The sequence below is a fragment of the Azospirillum sp. VT-I1 genome (genome assembly GCF_055698305.1).
In genome coordinates, this window is the sequence record NZ_CP168800.1 from 2,370,001 (window position 1) to 2,388,028 (window position 18,028).

Below are 18,028 nucleotides of genomic sequence, written 5' to 3' on the forward strand. Positions count from 1 at the left end.
AGGGCGACCGAGTTGCATGCTTTAGACCCGAAACCTGATGATCTAGCCATGGGCAGGTTGAAGGTGCGGTAACACGCACTGGAGGACCGAACTCACGCCTGTTGAAAAAGTCGGAGATGACCTGTGGCTAGGGGTGAAAGGCCAATCAAATCAGGAAATAGCTGGTTCTCCGCGAAAGCTATTTAGGTAGCGCGTCGGATATTGCCTGCGGGGGTAGAGCACTGGATGGGCTAGGGGGCGCGAGCCTTACCAAACCTAACCAAACTCCGAATACCGCAGAGCACAGTCCGGCAGACAGACGGTGGGTGCTAAGGTCCATCGTCGAGAGGGAAACAGCCCAGACCGCCAGCTAAGGTCCCCAAATCACGGCTAAGTGGGAAAGGATGTGGGAAGGCCATGACAACCAGGAGGTTGGCTTAGAAGCAGCCATCCTTTAAAGAAAGCGTAATAGCTCACTGGTCTAGTTAAGCCGGCCTGCGCCGAAAATGTATCGGGGCTCAAGCCGTGTACCGAAGCTGCGGATGCGATCTTATGATCGCGTGGTAGCGGAGCGTTCCGTAAGCCTGCGAAGGGTGTCCGTGAGGCCGCCTGGAGGTATCGGAAGTGAGAATGCTGACATGAGTAGCGACAAACAGTGTGAGAAACACTGTCGCCGAAAGTCCAAGGGTTCCTGCGCAAGGTTAATCCACGCAGGGTGAGCCGGCCCCTAAGGCGAGGCCGAAAGGCGTAGTCGATGGGAACCACGTTAATAGTCGTGGGCCTGGCGGAGGTGACGGATTGGAAAGCGTGTACGATCTTATCGGATTGATCGTGCTGTGGACCGGTTCCAGGAAATAGCCCCGCCGTATAGACCGTACCCCAAACCGACACAGGTGGACTGGTAGAGTATACCCAGGCGCTTGAGAGAATGGTGTTGAAGGAACTCGGCAAATTGCCCTCGTAACTTCGGAAGAAGAGGGCCCCGTTGTGGCGCAAGCCATGGCGGGGGGCACAGACCAGGGGGTAGCGACTGTTTACTAAAAACACAGGGCTCTGCGAAGCCACACAAGGCGACGTATAGGGTCTGACGCCTGCCCGGTGCCGGAAGGTTAAGAGGAGAGGTGCAAGCCTTGAATTGAAGCCCCGGTAAACGGCGGCCGTAACTATAACGGTCCTAAGGTAGCGAAATTCCTTGTCGGGTAAGTTCCGACCTGCACGAATGGCGTAACGACTTCCCCGCTGTCTCCAACACCAACTCAGCGAAATTGAACTCTCCGTGAAGATGCGGAGTTCCCGCGGTCAGACGGAAAGACCCCGTGCACCTTTACTACAGCTTTGCAGTGGTGCTAGGGACTTCATGTGTAGGATAGGTGGGAGGCTTGGAAGCATGGGCGCCAGCTCGTGTGGAGCCATCCTTGAAATACCACCCTTGAAGTCTCTGGCATCTAACCGTGGCCCGTGATCCGGGTCCGGGACCCTGCATGGCGGGTAGTTTGACTGGGGCGGTCGCCTCCCAAAGTGTAACGGAGGCGCGCGATGGTGGGCTCAGAGCGGTCGGAAATCGCTCGTCGAGTGCAATGGCATAAGCCCGCCTGACTGCAAGACTGACAAGTCGAGCAGAGACGAAAGTCGGCCATAGTGATCCGGTGGCTCCACGTGGACGGGCCATCGCTCAACGGATAAAAGGTACGCCGGGGATAACAGGCTGATGACTCCCAAGAGTCCATATCGACGGAGTCGTTTGGCACCTCGATGTCGGCTCATCACATCCTGGGGCTGGAGCAGGTCCCAAGGGTTCGGCTGTTCGCCGATTAAAGTGGTACGTGAGCTGGGTTTAGAACGTCGTGAGACAGTTCGGTCCCTATCTGCCGTGGGTGTCGGAGTTTTGCGAGGATCTGTCCCTAGTACGAGAGGACCGGGATGGACATACCTCTGGTGCACCGGTTGTCACGCCAGTGGCATGGCCGGGTAGCTAAGTATGGACGGGATAACCGCTGAAAGCATCTAAGCGGGAAACCCACCTCTAAACCAGAGCTCCCTTGAGAGCCGTGACAGACCATCACGTCGATAGGAGGCATGTGGACGGGCAGCAATGTCTGAAGCTAAGCCTTACTAATCGCTCGATCGGCTTGATCTCACCCCCACACAACCGCGCCATGCGCAGCAGCAAGCCTGCTTGACGCACACACCGCAGTTCGATACATCCTCACATCACTTGCACTGAACAGCGACACGCTTCGGATAGCGTCGGTCTTGAGCCTTGGTGACCTGGTGGTCATGGCGAGGTGTCAAACACCCGATCCCATCCCGAACTCGGCCGTGAAAAGCCTCCGCGCCAATGGTACTGCGTCTTAAGACGTGGGAGAGTAGGTCGCCGCCAGGTCACTCAGGCTCAAGAGACGCTAAACTCCGAAGCATAAACGCTGGCATCGTCACGATCCATCATCCCATACCGAGACATCCGCGGGGTGGAGCAGCCCGGTAGCTCGTCAGGCTCATAACCTGAAGGCCGCAGGTTCAAATCCTGCCCCCGCAACCAAATCAAGAAAAGCCCGCCAAGCTAACGCTCGGCGGGCTTTTTGTTGTTTCAAACCCGAATTCCTCTCCGTCCATTGCCCGTAAACGCGTTGCATGGTTTCAAGTGAAACGATATGGTTGGGTCAACCGATCAATGGCGGCCATATCCATCGACGCTTGATACAGGCCGCGCCTGGGGAGAAACGGGATGTCCAAGAACTTCGCCTCGCACGCCGATCTGGAGGAAAAGACGGTCAGCTTCGACAAGCTGTCCGACAACGCCTATGCCTATACGGCGGAGGGCGATCCCAACACCGGCATCGTCATCGGCGACGATGCGGTGATGGTGATCGACACCCAGGCGACGCCGGTGATGGCGCAGGACGTCATCCGCCGCATCCGCGAGGTCACCGACAAGCCGATCCGCCATGTCGTGCTGTCGCATTACCATGCGGTGCGCGTGCTGGGCGCGTCCGGCTATGCGCCGGAGCAGATCATCGCCAGCGAGGACACCCGCGACCTGATCGTCGAGCGCGGCGAAGCCGACATGGCGAGCGAGATCGGACGCTTCCCCCGCCTGTTCCGCGCCGTAGAATCGGTGCCCGGCCTCACCTGGCCGACCATCACCTTCCGCGGCACGATGACGATGTGGCTGGGATCGCTGGAGGTGCAGTTGCTGCAACTCGGCCGTGGCCACAGCAAGGGCGACACCGTGGTGTGGCTGCCGCAGCAGAAGATCCTCTTCTCCGGCGACCTCGTCGAATATGGCGCCACCCCCTATTGCGGCGACGCCTATTTCACCCATTGGCCGACGACGCTCGACGCCATTTCCGCACTGAAGCCGGAGAAGCTGGTGCCCGGCCGCGGCGCCGCCCTGACCACGCCGGACCAGGTGGAGGAGGGGCTGCGCGGCACCCGCGCCTTCACCAGCGAACTGTTCGAACTGGTCAAGCAGGGTGTCGCCGCCGGCAAGGACCTGCGGACGATCTACCAGGACACTTACGCCGCGCTGAAGCCGAAGTTCAGCCATTGGGTGATCTTCGACCACTGCATGCCCTTCAACGTCACCCGCGCCTATGACGAGGCGACGCAGTATCCCGATCCCCGCATCTGGACCGCCGAGCGCGACCTGGAGATGTGGCGCCAGCTGGAGGGCTGACGCCACCGGCTCCATCAGGGGGCCACAACCACGCGGACATGGCGCTTGCGGCCGGCCGACAGGACCGCGGTGGCCGTGAGCGCCGCCGCCTCGTCGGTCACCGGCTCGCCGTCCAGCCGGGCGCCGCCCTCGCGGATCAGGCGGCGCGCCGCGCCTTTCGAGGCGCACAGGCCGGCCGCGACCAGCGCATCGACCAGCGGCACACTGTCGACCCCCTCACGATGCAGGGCGATTTCCGGCAGGCCGTCGCCGCCTGCGGCGAAGGGGGAGCCGGCCGCCGCAGCCGCCTTTTCCGCCTCCTCCGTCCCGTGACACAGGCGGGTGGCCTCGGTCGCCAGGACGATCTTCGCCTCGTTGATCTCCGCCCCCTGCAGCCGTTCCAGCCGGGCGATCTCCTCCAGCGGCAGTTCGGTGAACAGGCGCAGGAAGCGGCCGACATCGGCATCCTCGGTGTTGCGCCAGAACTGCCAGAAGTCGAAGGGGCTGCGCGCGTCGGCGTTCAGCCACACCGCCCCACCGGCGGTCTTGCCCATCTTGGTGCCCGACGCGGTGGTCAGCAGCGGCGTGGTCAGGCCGAACAGCTCGCGCCGCTCCACCCGGCGGGCCAACTCGATGCCGTTGACGATGTTGCCCCACTGGTCCGACCCGCCCATCTGCAGCAGGCAGCCGTGCCGCCGCGACAGCTCCAGGAAATCATAGGCCTGGAGGATCATGTAGTTGAACTCCAGGAAGGTCAGCGGCTGCTCGCGCTCCATCCTCTGCCGCACCGACTCGAAGCTCAGCATGCGGTTGATGGTGAAATGGCGGCCGACGTCGCGCAGGAAGGGCACGTAATCCAGCCCGTCCAGCCAGTCGGCATTGTCCACCATCATGGCGTCGGCTGGCCCGTCGCCGAAGGTCATGTACTGGCCGAAGACGCGGCGCAGCCCGGCGGCGTTGGCGGCGATCTGCGCATCGTCCAGCATCGGCCGCGTGGTGTCGCGGAAGCTGGGGTCGCCGATCTTGGTGGTGCCGCCGCCGATCAGCACAATGGGGCGGTTGCCGGTGCGCTGCAGCCAGCGCAAGGCCATGATCGACAGCAGATGGCCGACATGCAGGCTGGCCGCCGTGGCGTCGAAGCCGACATAGGCGGTCAGCACGCCGCCGGGCGCCGCGCCGGCGAGGCCCGACAGGTCGTCGGCCGGGTCGCTGCATTGATGGAGGAAGCCGCGCTCGCGCAGGATGTGCAGGAATTCGGCGGCGTTCGATCGGGTAGGCATCGGGACGTCTCTACGGTTGGCCGGGCCGTCCGGAGACTGTCTCTGTCGGGGAGAGGACCATGGCCGCCGGACTTGCGACGGCATGGTTTCGGGTATGACCGATCGACGCCGCGCTATGAGAGCGGCGGATAATACATCGGGGCGGTGAGGGCGATGCGGTCGGTCATGGCGCTATCCCTACACCGGGTTGCCGGATAGATCCACCCCCGGCAGGTCAATGCTGCCACCCGCTCAACGCCGGCCAAGCAGCTGACGGCGGGCGAGCGCGCGGTGAAGCTGCATGCGTTGGGACACGGTGCGGGGACGGGCGCCGCGGACGCCGGGGGCGAACAGCCCGTCCAGGTTCTGGCCGAACATCTCCCAGCTGCGCAACGGCCCGGTGTCGATGTGCAGGAAATGCGAGCGCGGATACCAGCCGACGCCGCCGCGCTTCAGTTCCAGCGCGCTGCGGTGCGCGTCGGGCAGGCGGGAGGGGAGGGTGATGTCCAGGGCGCGGCCCAGCAGATGCTGGCTGTGTTCCGCCACGCCCAGGCTGCGCGCGGCCAGCATGGCGTTGGTTTCCGGCGTGCGGAAGGCCGACAGGATGGTCGCCTTGCTCTGTCCGACCGTTTCCATGATGTCGGCGAGGAAATCGAGCGTGCCGACGTCGATCGGCCCCTCCTTGTTGGCGCGGTGGTCGCGCAGCAGCTTGGAGAGGTCGGCCATGGCGTCGGGCAGCGGACCGGAGGCGTCGCGGTAGGGCCCCTCGAACGTCTCGCCGGTGTGCTGGTTCCTGAGGCTGAGGCGGCGCGGTGCCGCCGGCGCGGCCAGCGCGCGGTCCGACATCAGGACAAGCGCTCCGCAGCCGATCAGCAGGCTGCGGCGCTTCAGGGAGAGGGGCGAGGAGGACATGAGGGGGGCGGGTCTTTCGGCAGGGCTCCGTCACGTCAACAAAATGGAGAGCGATTCGCAATTGCAAAGTGGCGGAGCATGGCGCGGCTGCAGGGAAAGCAGGCGTCGCCGTCGCTCACAGCAGGCGCTGGGCCTTGAAGCTGGTGTGGCGCCCGCCCTTGCCGATCACCAGATGGTCGTGCACCACCAGCCCGATGGCGTTGGCGGCGCGCACGATCTCCTTGGTCATCTCGATGTCGGCCCGGCTGGGGGTGGGGTCGCCGGAGGGATGGTTGTGGACCAGGATCACCGCGCTCGCCGACAGCTCCAGCGCCCGCTTCACCACCTCGCGCGGATAGACGGGTGTGTGGTCGACGGTGCCGCGCTGCTGCACCTCGTCGGCGATCAGCGTGTTCTTGCGGTCAAGGAACAGCAGGCGGAACTGCTCGGTCGGCTCATGCGCCATGGCGGCGGAGCAATAGTCGATCAGCGCCTGCCAGGAGGCCAGCACCGGCCGGTCGATCACCCGCTGCTGCAAGGCGCGCAGGGCGGCGGCGCCGACGATGCGGACGGTGGCGATGGCGTTGTCGGTGCCGAGCGACACGCCCTCCGCCTTCAGCCCGCGCAACCGCTCCGGCGGCGCGTTGACCACGCCCCACAGGTCGCCGAAGGTCCGGATCAGCAGCTTGGCGAGCGGCTTCACGTCGCGCCGCGGACTGGCGGCGAACAGCACCATCTCCAGCAGCTCGTAATCCTCCAGCGCGTCGGGTCCGCGGTCGAGGAAGCGGCGGCGCAGGCGGTTGCGGTGGTCAAGATAGTGGGGATCGCCATCGTCGGCCTCTTCGGCCTGCCCGTCGTCGGGAGCCGGCGACGACGCGGGCGCCCCGGCATCGGCGGTCGAGGCCAGGATCTCGGGAAATGGCAGGAGGCCGGCGGTCAGGCCGGCATCGTCCAATTCCGCTCCGCCTCCCACGCCTCCGGCTTTCCTGCCGCGTTCCGTCGTTTTGCGTCCTGCCATCGATCAGCGCCATTCCTATGTATGGCACCGACTATAGCGTCTGAATGCGCGAGCGCACAGGGGGTGTGCTCGCGCATCCGGAGATAGCTGTCCGATCCGGTGACGGTTCTCAGACGATCGCGGTGTCCGGAATGGTGCCGGTCAGCACAGCGCGGACATTGTCGGCGATCATATGGCCGGTGCGGACCCGCGCCTCGTCGGTGGTGGCGCCGATGTGCGGGGTCAGGATCAGGTTCGGCACGCCCTGGAACGGGTTGTCGGCCGGCAGCGGCTCCGTCGCGAAGACGTCAAGCAGGGCGCCGCCGAGATGGCCGTCCTTCAGTGCTGCGGCCAGCGCCGCCTCGTCGACGATGCCGCCGCGGGCGACGTTGACCACGATGGTGCCGGGCTTCAGCCGGGCGATCACCTCGGCGCTGACCAGATTGTGGGTCTCCGGCGTGTAGGGCAGGTGGAGCGACAGCGCGTCGGCCGTATCCCAGATGCGCTCGAACGACACCTTCTCCACGCCCATGCGGGCCCAGACCGGATCGTCGGCCGGCACATGGGGATCGGCGGCGATCACGGTCATGTCCAGCCCCTGGGCGCGGCGGGCGACATGGCGGCCGATGCGGCCGAAGCCGACGATGCCGAGCGTCTTGCCCGACACCTCGCGCCCGATCAGCCGGCCGCGCGGCCATTTGCCGGCGACCACGTCGGGCGTGGCGAAATAGGTGGTGCCGCGCACCAGCATCATCAGGCCGGCGATGGCCAGTTCGGCCACCGACACCTCGTTGGCGCCGGTGGCGGGCAGGACGGCGATGCCGCGTTCCCGGCAGGCGGGCACGTCGATGTTGTCCAGACCGACGCCCAGCCGGCCGACCGCCTTCAGGTTGGGGAAGGCGTCGAAGAAGGCGCCGCGGATCTCCGTCTCGTTGCGGATGCAGATGGCGCGGGCGTCACGGCCCATCGCATACAGCTCGTCCAGGCGCTTGTAGAGCGTCTCGTCGTAATGGACGTCGAAGTCGCGGCGCAGCTCGTCCACGGCGCTGGGCTGCATGAATTCGGAAATGATGATGTCGGGCATGGCGGGGGACTTCGGTGAGGGGGCGGGGGTCAGAGCGTGATGCCGGCGGCGTCCAGATAGGGCTTCAGGTTCAGAAGCTCGATCGTCGTCTCGCCAGCCTCCAGCTTGTGGCGGTAGGCCTCTTCCGCGGCCTCGCGGGCGGCGGCCTTGTCCAGCGTGTCGGCGGCCAGATCGCGGGGCACCACCACCACGCCGTCGTCGTCGGCGACCACGATGTCGCCGGCCGACACCATCACGCCGCCGCAGACGATGGTCGTGTTGATGTCGCCCTTGGCGTCGGTCTTGTTGGTGCCCTTCATGTTGGTGCCGCGGCAGAAGACGGGGAAGCCCATGTCGCGGATGGCGACGGCGTCGCGCACGCAGCCGTCGATCACCAGCCCGCCCAGGCCGCGGGCGATGGCCGACGCGGTCAGCACGTCGCCCCAGGGGCCGGCGTCGGTCATGCCCTTGAAGTCGACGACCAGGATGTCGCCCGGCTTCGCCAGGGCGACCGCGATGTGGATCATCAGGTTGTCGGTCGGCCCGCAGGACACGGTCAGCGCCGGTCCGCACAGCCGCATTCCGGGGAACAGCGGCTTGATCGGGTGGCCCATGGCGCCCTTCTTGCCCATCGCCTCATGCAAGGTGGCGGGGGATTGGGCGCGCAGGGCCTCCACCGTCGCGGCGTCGGGGCGGACGAAATCCTTGTGAACGGTCATGCCGGGAACAGCCTTTCGGGAATGAGCGGCAAACGGACGCTTCCGTGCCGAATACGCCTTGGTGCGGGTGAAACGCGATAGATGAACAAGTAATAGAATATTTGGTGGTAGCTGAAAATATCCAAACGGTGGTTGATCGGCGGAAAATCGCCTCTACGATGGGCGTGCCGCAAGAAGGCGCCGGCTTGGCGTCTGGCGATCGATAAAAAGCAATTGAAAGATGCCGCATCCGGCTGCGCAACGATCCCGGGTTGGTCCCGGCTGTTCAGCGGATGCGAACCGAAGGAGGCGATGTATGGATACGAACGCGCGTCCCGCCGTGCGGGGTGAATCGACAGGAACGGCCGGCGGTCCGGCCGGAGCCGGGCGGTTCGGTGCCCTTTCGGACGTGCTGCTGCGACGTGCCGCCCGGCTGGCCGGTGCCGCCGGGCTGGTTGCCTCCACGCTGGCCGCGGCCTTCGGGCTGGCGGGGCCGGGTGCGGCTTGGGCCGCCTATCCGGAGAAGCCGATCACCCTGATCGTCGGCTATGCGGCCGGCGGCGGATCCGATTTCATCGTCCGGTCGCTCGCCCCCTTCATCGAGAAGGAACTGGGCGGCGGCACCCGCGTCATCGTGATGAACCGTCCCGGCGCCGGCGGGGAGATCGGCTTCGCCGCCATCGCCGACGCCGCCCCCGACGGCTACACCATCGGCCTCATCAACTCGCCCAACGTCGTGACGATCCCGATCGAACGCCAGGCGCGCTTCACGCTGGACCGGCTCGACCCGCTCTACAACCTCGTCGACGATCCCGGCTCCTTCGTCGTCCACAAGGACAGCCCCTACCAGACGCTGGCCGATGTCGCCGCCTTCGCCAAGTCCAACCCCAACAGCGTGACGGTCGGCACCACCGGCATCGGATCGGACGACCATCTGGCCATGCTGATGTTCCAGCGCCTGACCCAGACCCGGCTGACCCACGTTCCCTTCCCGGGCAGCGCCGACGCCCACCGCGCGCTTCTGGGCCGGCACATCCAGGTGACGTCGATGAACATCGGCGAATCGGCGCGGGCCCGCGAAGGCGACCCGATCCGTGTGCTGGGCGTGATGACGGAGCAGCGGTCGGAACAGGCCGCAGACGTGCCGACCTTCAAGGAACTGGGGTTCGACGTGAAGATGTCGTCGCTGCGCGGTCTGGCGGCGCCCGTCGGCCTGCCGCCGGACATCCGGGCCAAGCTGGTGGACGCCATCGCCAAGGCGGTGCAGCATCCGGAGTTCCAGGACATCGCCCGCAAGGCGTACCAGCCGCTGCGCCTGCTGCCCCCCGACCAGTATGCGGCGGAGCTGAAGACCCAGGAGGCGACCTTCCGCAGCATGTGGAAGGAGACGCCCTGGCTGAAGTGACGGCGTTCCCGTCGACCGCGATACGGTGATGCGGACATGAAAAAAGGGCGCCGGCAGATCGCCGGCGCCCTTTCTTTTCGATCAACCCTGCGCAGGTCTTACTTCAGCCAGGGGTTCGTGGCCCACAGCTCGCGCAGTTCCTTGGTCGAGTCGGCCAGTTCGGCGGCATACTTCTCCGGCGGCAGCAGGCGGATCGGCTGATACAGCTCCTTCGCCTTGGCCTGGAAGCCCGGGTCGTTGGCGGCCTTGTCCAGCGCGTCGACCAGCTTGGCGCGGACGTCCGGCGGCAGCCCCTTCGGGGCGGCGATGCCGCGCAGCGACGACATCAGCGCGTTGAAGCCCTGGTCCTTGAAGGTCGCCACGTCGGGAGCCTGCTCCACCTTCTTCTCGGCCATCACGCCGAGGACGGTGATCGGATCCTTCTGCTTGTACTGCATCGCTTCGCCGATGTTCACGGCGCTCAGCATGATCTTCTTGTTCGCCAGCGCCGCTTCGTTGGCGGCGGAGCCCTGGAAGGGCACATGGGTGAAGGTCACGCCGGCCTGACGCTGGAACACCAGCATCGCCAGATGGTCGTCGGAACCGATGCCGGTGGTGCCGACGGTGACGCCGTTCGGGTTGGCCTTGGCGAAGGTCACCACGTCGGCCAGCGTCTTGAACTGCCCTTCGTTGTGGACCGCGAAGGAGCTGGGGTCGTCGACCAGATTGTAGAGCGGGTCGAGCCGGTCCAGCGAATAGCGGGCCTGACGTTCGATCGGAATGGCGTTGACGTTGGGCGAGTTGATCGCGCCGATGGTGTAGCCGTCGGGCGCCGAATCGGCGATGGCGGCGAAGCCGATCTCGCCGCCGGCGCCGGGCTTGTTCACCACCTCGACCCGGGCGCCGTCACCCAACTGCTTTTCCAGGAAGGGGGCCAGGGCGCGGATCAGCAGGTCGGTGCCGCCGCCGGAGCCGAAGGCCACGATCATCGTGACCGGCTTCTCCGGATAGGCCGCCTCGGCGTTCGAGGCCGACATGAACATCGCGCCGGCCGCGGCCGCCAGAGTCAGAGACTTCCAGAACTTCATGGTCCCCCCTTTGATGATGCGCCCCGCATGGCGGACCGGAGTCGGCATGCCACGCGCGGAACTAGGGCTGCGCCGAGCCGGCACGACACGAATCGGCAACCATCCCGGCAGGTCTGGCTGTAATCGCGTGGAGCGCCGGCGCCAACGCCGCTGAATATCTGAGGATGCTCCTACACCAGCAAGAACATCCCTTCAACCGCGCAGCATACGATTCTGGATCGTCGCGTCAATACACCGCAGAATATTGCGGAACATTGGATGAGTGTTCGGTATGGTTCAAATAAGTACTGTGTATAAGGCGATGGTTCCGTCGCGTTTTGTTGAAAGATACCGAGGGAGAGAAAGTCTAGAATCACTCGCCCGCAGTCGTCGCGCTTGTGCCGGGCTCCCGAGATGCGGAACGGCAAGTTGTGGAACTTCAAGCCGGCTCCACAGGGGTGGCGCGGGTTTTCCCTTTACTCGCGAATGCGTCCGCACTCTGTCGCCTTTTCGGTAGGCGCTCTGCGGCTGCTCTCCCGTGTCCGTCGAGCAGGGGGCTCTCCCCCTTGCCGGGAGGGGCTGCCGCCGCCCGGAAACCGCGCCGCGGGAGGCTCTTGCGGTCGCTTGCGGAGTCCGGCAGCGGAGCGTTGACAGTCGGTGGGCACCGCACTATGGTGCGCGCCTTCAATCGAGCCGCCGAGCGTTCAGGAACAGCATCATGAAAATCGTCAACTCCCTGAAGTCGATGAAGACGCGCCACAAGGCCTGCCGCGTGATCCGCCGCAAGGGCCGCGTCTACGTCATCAACAAGCAGAACCCCCGTTTCAAGGCCCGCCAGGGCTGATCGATCCGCAAGGATCGATCGACTGCGAGGCCGGGCATCGCGCCCTGCCTCTCCGTCATCGGGTGTTTACGCAAGAGCCGCGCCTTCGGGTGCGGCTCTTGCGTTTTGGGGCTCCCGCATCGGGAGCGGCATCGTCTTGAGTTGGGTGTCTTGTATTAGGATCCCGGCGGATGGTACGTGTGGCGGACGAGTTCGCCGCAACGGGATAAGGACCGCCCGCCATGAAGATGCCGGTGCCGGACAGCGGGGTGATCGCCCGCCGCCGGGAGATCGTGGAGGCGCTGCGCGCCATCGTCCCCGGCGAAGGCGTGATCGTCGACGAGAACGAACTGCGCGCCTATGAATGCGACGGTCTGACCGCCTACCGCCAGCTGCCGATGGTCGCCGTTCTGCCCAGCACGGTGGAGCAGGTGTCGCAGGTCCTGAAGACCTGCAAGGCGATGGGGGTGAAGGTGGTGCCGCGCGGGGCCGGCACCTCGCTGTCGGGTGGCGCCCTGCCGCTGGCCGACGGCGTGCTGCTCGGCATGGGCAAGTTCAAGCGCATTCTCGACATCGACTATGCCAACCGCTGCGTCACCGTCCAGCCGGGGGTGACCAACCTCGGCATCTCCAACGCGGTCGCGCATGAGGGCTTCTATTACGCCCCCGATCCGTCCAGCCAGATCGCCTGCACCATCGGCGGCAACATCGCCGAGAATTCCGGCGGCGTGCACTGCCTGAAATATGGGCTGACCACCAACAATGTGCTGGGGCTGGAGATGGTGCTGATGGACGGCACCGTCATCCGGCTGGGCGGCAAGCATCTGGATGCCGGTGGCTACGACCTGATGGGCATCGTCACCGGGTCCGAAGGGCTGCTGGGCGTGGTGACCGAGGTCACGGTGCGCATATTGAAGAAGCCGGCGACCGCCCGCGCGGTTCTGCTGGGCTTCCCCAGCAGCGAGCAGGGCGGCGACTGCGTGGCGGCGATCATCGCCGCCGGCATCATCCCCGGCGGCATGGAGATGATGGACCGTCCCGCCATCCACGCGGCCGAAGCCTTCGTCCATGCCGGCTATCCGTTGGACGTCGAGGCGCTGCTGATCGTCGAGCTGGACGGCCCGGCGGCGGAGGTCGACCACCTGATCGACCGGGTGGAGGCCATCGCCCGCGAGCGTGGCGCCTGCTATGCCCGCGTGTCGAAGAGCGAGGAGGAGCGGCTGGCCTTCTGGGCCGGGCGCAAGGCCGCCTTCCCGGCGGTGGGGCGGATCAGCCCCGATTACTACTGCATGGACGGCACCATCCCGCGCAAGGCGCTGCCGCTGGTGCTGCAGCGGATGCAGGAGATGTCGGACCGCTGCGGCCTGCGCGTCGCCAACGTCTTCCATGCCGGCGACGGCAACCTGCACCCGCTGATCCTCTACGACGCCAACAAGCCGGGCGAGCTGGAGGCGGCGGAAGCCTTTGGCAACGACATCCTGCGCCTGTGCGTCGAGGTCGGCGGCGTGCTGACCGGCGAGCATGGGGTAGGGGTGGAAAAGCGCGACCTGATGACCGACCAGTTCGACGAGGCCGATCTTCAGCAGCAGCAGCGGCTGAAATGCGCCTTCGACCCCGACGGTCTGCTGAACCCGGGCAAGGTCTTCCCCACGCTGCACCGCTGCGCCGAGCTTGGCCGGCTGCATGTCCACCAGGGGGAACTGCGCTTCCCCGACATCCCGCGCTTCTGAAGGGTCGCCGTCCGCCATGACCATCACCACCTTGAAGCCGGAAAACGCCGTGCAGGCGGCCGACGCGGTGCGCTGGGCGCTGTCGGCCGGCGAACCACTTGAAATTCTTGGCAGCGGCAGCCGCCGCGGGCTGGGGCGGCCGGTGCAGGCCGGCCACGCGCTCGACCTGTCCGGCCTGTCCGGCATCATCGCCTACGAGCCGGAGGAACTGGTGCTGACAGCACTTGCCGGCACGCCGATGGGCCTGATCCGCAGCATGTTGGCCGAACGCGGACAGCATCTGGCTTTCGAGCCGCCGGAGGGCGGGACGCTCGGCGGCCTGGTCGCCAGCGGGCTGGCCGGGCCGCGGCGCATCTCGGCGGGGTCGGCCCGCGACCACACGCTGGGGATCGCCGGGGTCAGCGGCCGGGCCGAGGCCTACAAGGGCGGCGGCAAGGTGGTGAAGAACGTCACCGGCTATGACGTGCCCAAGCTGATGGCCGGCTCCTTCGGCACTTTGACCGCGCTGACCGAGATCACGGTGAAGGTGCTGCCGGCTCCCGAGGACACCGCGACGCTGCTGCTGTTCGGGCTGGACGATTCGGCGGCGGTGGCGATGCTCGACCGGGCGCTGCGCAGCCCTTACGAGGTGTCGGGCGCCGCCCATCTGCCGGCGGGGATTGCCGCGCGGTCGGGTGTGTCGGCCGTGGCAGGGGCGGGCGGGGCGGTGACGCTGGTGCGGTTGGAGGGCTTCGGCCCGTCGGTCGCCGCGCGCGTGACCATGCTGCGCGAGGAGCTGCGGGCCGACGCGGTGCTGGGGCGCGACGAGTCGCTGGCGATCTGGCGCGAGGTGAGGGATGGGGTTGGGTTCGGGGAGGTGGTCGCTGATTGCCCCCACCCTAACCCTCCCCGCTCTCAGCGGACCTACGGTCCGCCTGCCGCGTCAGCACAAAGCAAAGCTTTGTGCGAGAGCTGGGCGGGGAGGGGACTCCGCCGCGCTTGCACCCAACTCCCTCCCCGCCCAGCGGGGGAGGGTCGGGGTGGGGGCACCCGCAGCGACACCCACCTCTGGAAACTCTCCGTCCCCCCTCGACCGGCCCGTCCACCGTCGAGGCCATCCGCCGCACGCTCGACGTCGAGGTGTTCTACGACTGGGGCGGCGGGCTGGTCTGGCTGGCGGCGCCACCCGACTCGGGCGCAACCATCCGCGCGGCGCTCTCCGCTGGCGGCCATGCCACGCTGGTGCGGGCGCCGGAGGCGGTGCGCGCCGTTTCGGACGTGTTCCAGCCCTTGCCCGAGCCGCTGATGGCGCTCAGCCGCCGGGTCAAGGAGAGCTTCGATCCCAAGGGCATCCTCAACCCCGGCCGCATGTATGCGGGGCTGTAACGGGAAGACCGATCTCGATGCAAACGAACTTCTCGCTGGCCCAGCTGGCCGACGCCGCGATCCGCGACTCGGAACAGATCCTGCGCAAATGCGTGCATTGCGGCTTCTGCACCGCGACCTGTCCGACCTACACCATCCTGGGTGACGAGCTGGACAGCCCGCGCGGCCGCATCTACCAGATCAAGGACATGCTGGAGAAGGGCGGGCCGCCGCCCGAAACCACGGTCAAGCACATCGACCGCTGCCTGTCCTGCCTGTCCTGCATGACGACCTGCCCGTCGGGCGTCCATTACATGCATCTGGTCGATCACGCCCGCGCCCATATCGAGGCGACCCACACCCGCCCGCCGGCCGACCGGGCTGTGCGCGACCTGATCGCGCGGGTTCTGCCCAACCCGCGGCTGTTCCGGCTGGCCTTGCTGGGCGCATCGCTCGGCCGGCCCTTCCGCGGCATGCTGCCCAAGCGGCTGTCCGCCATGCTGTCGCTGACCCCGGCCAGCGTCCCGGCGCCGAGCTACAGCGACCGGCCCGGCGTACACCGGGCCGAGGGGCCTCGGAAGAAGCGCGTCGCCCTGCTGATCGGCTGCGCCCAGCAGGTGCTGGCCCCGCAGATCAACGAGGCGACCATCCGCCTGCTGACCCGGCATGGCGTCGAGGTCGTGGTGTCGAAGGGTGCCGACTGCTGCGGCGCCTTGACGCACCACATGGGCAAGGAGGATCTCGCCCATGCCGCCGCGAAGAAGACCATCGACGCCTGGACCAGGGAGATCGAGGGGGAGGGGCTGGACGCCATCGTCATCAACGCGTCGGGCTGCGGCACCAGCGTGAAGGATTACGGCCACATGTTCCGCGAGGACGCCGCCTATGCCGCCAAAGCGGCGCGGGTGGCGGATCTCGCCAAGGACGTGACCGAGCTGATGGACGGGATCGGGCTGGCCCGCCCGGTGGTGGAGACGGGGCAGGCCATCGCCTACCACTCCGCCTGTTCCATGCAGCACGGCCAGCGCATCAAGGAGCCGCCGCGCGCCCTGCTGCGCGCCGCCGGATTCAAAGTGAAGGAGATCCCCGACGCGCATCTCTGCTGCGGATCGGCCGGCACCTACAACATGCTGCAGCCCGAACTGGCGGGGGAACTGCGCGCGCGCAAGGTCGCGGCCATTGAAAGCACCCAGCCGCAGGCGGTGGCGGCCGGCAATCTCGGCTGCATCACCCAGATCGCATCCGGCACCGGCCTGCCGGTGGTCCACACGGTGGAGTTGCTGGACTGGGCGACCGGCGGACCGATGCCCGACGCGCTCGCCGGCCGGGCGGCTTTCCGGCAGGGCGGCGCGCGGGCGGCCTGAGAGGCGGGGCAGGGACGGCGGTGCCGGACGGCGCGGGCGGAGCCGGGGGTTTCGTACCCCCACAATTCTGTGTTTATCTGCGTCCATCTGTGTCAGAAGATCCGCCGCCTCACCGCCTTCCGTCCCAGCCCCCATTCCGTTCAGGTCATCGCCTTGTCCTTGCCACCGTCCTCCTCGCCACCCACGGAAAACATCGGCATGAGCGCCGGCTATGGAATCACCCATCGCCTGTCGGCCTGGGGCGTGCACATCTTCACGGCCAGCGGCGCCGTGCTGGGGCTGCTCGGCCTGCTGGCGGCGGCGGCGGGCGATGCCAAGCTGTGCCTGATGTGGCTGGGCATTGCGCTGGTCGTCGACGGCGTCGACGGCACGCTGGCCCGCCGCGTCTCGGTCAAGCAGGTGCTGCCGGGCATCGACGGCTCGGCGCTGGACCTCGTCATCGACTACCTGACCTACGTCGTGGTGCCGGCGGTGTTCATCCACCGCTTCGGCCTGCTGCCGGACGGGTTGGTCAGCATCGCTCTCGCCGCCTGGATCCTGCTGACCGCGCTCTATTGCTTCGCCAATGTCGGGATGAAGAGCGGCGACAATTATTTCGTCGGCTTCCCGGCGATCTGGAACGTGGTCGCCCTCTATCTCTGGCTGCTCGACCTCAACCCCTGGATCAATGCCGCGGTGGTGATTGCGCTGGGGCTGCTGACCTTCACCACGGCCAAGTTCCTGCACCCGTTCCGGGTCAAGGCACTGATGCCGCTGAACATCGCCGTGACCACGGTGTGGCTGCTCTGCTGCATCGCGCTGGTGGTGCTGGAGCCGGCGCGTCCGGGCTGGCTGTTCGGCCTGTGGCTGGCGACCTCCGTCTACTACGCCGCCGTCTGCGCCTGGCGGACCCTGCGCGGTCCCTGATCGCCTGACATCCTGAAGGTGGGCCGGGCGGCGGGGAACCGCTGTGCGTGACGGGCGTTGCCAGAAGGGCAAGTCCGGCGCAGCAGAGGGGATCCCGCCTTGGCCACGGCTCATCCGATCCGGATCGGCACCGCCGGCTGGAGCATTCCCAAGCTGTCCGCCCCGGCCTTTCCCGCCGACGGCACGCATCTGGAGCGCACCGCCCGCGTCATGGCGATGACGGAGGTGAACAGCAGCTTCTACCGTCCGCACAAGCCGGAGACCTGGGCGCGCTGGGCCGCCTCCACCCCGTCCGGCTTCCGCTTCGCGGTGAAACTGCCCAAGGCGATCAGCCACGAGGCCCGGCTTGCGGGCGCCGACGCCGCGCTGGAGCGCTTCCTGGCGGAGGCCGGGATGCTGGGCGACCGCTTCGGCCCGCTGCTGGTGCAACTGCCGCCCAGCCTGCGCTTCGACCGTGCGGTGGCGGAGGAGTTCTTCGCGATCCTGCGCGCCCGCTTCGACGGCGACGTGGTGTGCGAGCCGCGCCATGCCTCCTGGTTCACCGATGGTGCCGAGTCCCTGCTGGTCGCCCACCGCGTCGCCCGCGTCGCCGCCGATCCGGCGCCGGTGCCGGGGGCGGGGGAGCCCGGCGGCTGGGACGGGCTGCGCTACTGGCGGCTGCACGGCTCGCCGGTGATCTACCGCTCGGCCTACGAGCCGGCTGTTCTCGATATGCTGGCCGAGCGGTTCCTGGCCGAGGCGGCGCTGCGGCCGGTCTGGTGCGTCTTCGACAACACCGCCGATTTCCACGCCCTGGACGACGCGCTGGCGACGATGGCGCGGCTGCGGGACCGGTCATAGGCGCATTTCCCTATCGGAGGCCCCCCGG

General features: G+C 66.9%; 15 protein-coding genes, 1 tRNA gene and 2 rRNA genes (1 of these 18 cut by a window edge). 12 read left to right on the top strand and 6 right to left on the bottom strand.

Features of this window, described 5'->3' with window-relative positions; genetic code table 11:
• The 4 genes from AB8P05_RS11400 to AB8P05_RS11415 all read left to right on the top strand — a co-directional run.
• Positions 1 to 2,116, top strand: a 23S ribosomal RNA gene (locus AB8P05_RS11400) (it extends 629 nt beyond the left edge of the window).
• Between the two features lie 130 nt (positions 2,117 to 2,246).
• Positions 2,247 to 2,362: ribosomal RNA gene (gene rrf / locus AB8P05_RS11405) — 5S ribosomal RNA — on the top strand.
• 79 nt (positions 2,363 to 2,441) lie between these two features.
• Positions 2,442 to 2,518, top strand: a tRNA-Met gene (locus tag AB8P05_RS11410).
• A gap of 186 nt (positions 2,519 to 2,704) precedes the next feature.
• Positions 2,705 to 3,655, top strand: a complete 951-nt coding sequence (locus AB8P05_RS11415; protein ID WP_472758017.1) for an MBL fold metallo-hydrolase — start codon at positions 2,705 to 2,707, stop codon at positions 3,653 to 3,655.
• A gap of 14 nt (positions 3,656 to 3,669) precedes the next feature.
• On the opposite strand, the gene tyrS is transcribed toward AB8P05_RS11415, so the two are convergent.
• The 5 genes from tyrS to AB8P05_RS11440 all read right to left on the bottom strand — a co-directional run bounded on the left by tyrS (position 3,670) and on the right by AB8P05_RS11440 (position 8,563).
• Complete coding sequence (gene tyrS, locus AB8P05_RS11420; protein WP_472758018.1) at positions 3,670 to 4,914, bottom strand: tyrosine--tRNA ligase; 1,245 nt, start codon at positions 4,912 to 4,914, stop codon at positions 3,670 to 3,672.
• Positions 4,915 to 5,145: 231 nt separating this feature from the next.
• Entirely contained in the window at positions 5,146 to 5,805 is a 660-nt protein-coding gene (locus AB8P05_RS11425; protein WP_472758019.1) for a YcbK family protein, read from the bottom strand.
• 115 nt (positions 5,806 to 5,920) lie between these two features.
• Entirely contained in the window at positions 5,921 to 6,802 is an 882-nt protein-coding gene (gene radC / locus AB8P05_RS11430; RefSeq protein ID WP_472758020.1) for a RadC family protein, read from the bottom strand.
• 109 nt (positions 6,803 to 6,911) lie between these two features.
• Positions 6,912 to 7,865: a hydroxyacid dehydrogenase gene (locus AB8P05_RS11435; RefSeq protein ID WP_472758021.1), complete on the bottom strand. Its 954-nt coding sequence runs from the start codon at positions 7,863 to 7,865 to the stop codon at positions 6,912 to 6,914.
• Positions 7,866 to 7,894: 29 nt separating this feature from the next.
• The gene (locus AB8P05_RS11440) at positions 7,895 to 8,563 is read right to left on the bottom strand and encodes a 4-carboxy-4-hydroxy-2-oxoadipate aldolase/oxaloacetate decarboxylase (protein ID WP_472758022.1); all 669 of its coding nucleotides are present in this window, start codon (positions 8,561 to 8,563) and stop codon (positions 7,895 to 7,897) included.
• Between the two features lie 295 nt (positions 8,564 to 8,858).
• On the opposite strand from AB8P05_RS11440, the gene AB8P05_RS11445 reads away from it, so the two are divergent.
• Positions 8,859 to 9,947, top strand: coding sequence for a tripartite tricarboxylate transporter substrate binding protein (locus AB8P05_RS11445; RefSeq protein WP_472758023.1), 1,089 nt, complete (start codon positions 8,859 to 8,861; stop codon positions 9,945 to 9,947).
• A gap of 98 nt (positions 9,948 to 10,045) precedes the next feature.
• Here AB8P05_RS11445 and AB8P05_RS11450 read toward each other — a convergent pair whose 3' ends face one another.
• Entirely contained in the window at positions 10,046 to 11,014 is a 969-nt protein-coding gene (locus tag AB8P05_RS11450; protein WP_472758024.1) for a tripartite tricarboxylate transporter substrate binding protein, read from the bottom strand.
• A gap of 697 nt (positions 11,015 to 11,711) precedes the next feature.
• On the opposite strand from AB8P05_RS11450, the gene ykgO reads away from it, so the two are divergent.
• The 7 genes from ykgO to AB8P05_RS11485 all read left to right on the top strand — a co-directional run bounded on the left by ykgO (position 11,712) and on the right by AB8P05_RS11485 (position 18,000).
• Positions 11,712 to 11,837, top strand: coding sequence for a type B 50S ribosomal protein L36 (gene ykgO, locus AB8P05_RS11455; RefSeq protein ID WP_012973122.1), 126 nt, complete (start codon positions 11,712 to 11,714; stop codon positions 11,835 to 11,837).
• 221 nt (positions 11,838 to 12,058) lie between these two features.
• A complete protein-coding gene (locus tag AB8P05_RS11460; RefSeq protein WP_472758025.1) occupies positions 12,059 to 13,546 on the top strand; it encodes an FAD-linked oxidase C-terminal domain-containing protein in 1,488 nt (495 codons plus the stop codon).
• Between the two features lie 16 nt (positions 13,547 to 13,562).
• Positions 13,563 to 14,831: an FAD-binding protein gene (locus tag AB8P05_RS11465; protein WP_472758026.1), complete on the top strand. Its 1,269-nt coding sequence runs from the start codon at positions 13,563 to 13,565 to the stop codon at positions 14,829 to 14,831.
• Positions 14,816 to 14,911 (top strand): FAD-linked oxidase C-terminal domain-containing protein, encoded by a 96-nt coding sequence (locus AB8P05_RS11470; RefSeq protein ID WP_472758027.1) that lies wholly within the window; start codon positions 14,816 to 14,818, stop codon positions 14,909 to 14,911. The genes AB8P05_RS11465 and AB8P05_RS11470 overlap by 16 nt, the downstream gene beginning before the upstream one ends.
• A 17-nt stretch (positions 14,912 to 14,928) precedes the next feature.
• Positions 14,929 to 16,254: a glycolate oxidase subunit GlcF gene (gene glcF, locus AB8P05_RS11475; protein WP_472758028.1), complete on the top strand. Its 1,326-nt coding sequence runs from the start codon at positions 14,929 to 14,931 to the stop codon at positions 16,252 to 16,254.
• Positions 16,255 to 16,452: 198 nt separating this feature from the next.
• A complete protein-coding gene (pcsA, locus tag AB8P05_RS11480) occupies positions 16,453 to 17,160 on the top strand; it encodes a phosphatidylcholine synthase (RefSeq protein WP_455170931.1) in 708 nt (235 codons plus the stop codon).
• Between the two features lie 99 nt (positions 17,161 to 17,259).
• Positions 17,260 to 18,000, top strand: a complete 741-nt coding sequence (locus tag AB8P05_RS11485; protein WP_472758029.1) for a DUF72 domain-containing protein — start codon at positions 17,260 to 17,262, stop codon at positions 17,998 to 18,000.
• Positions 18,001 to 18,028: the final 28 nt, after the last annotated feature.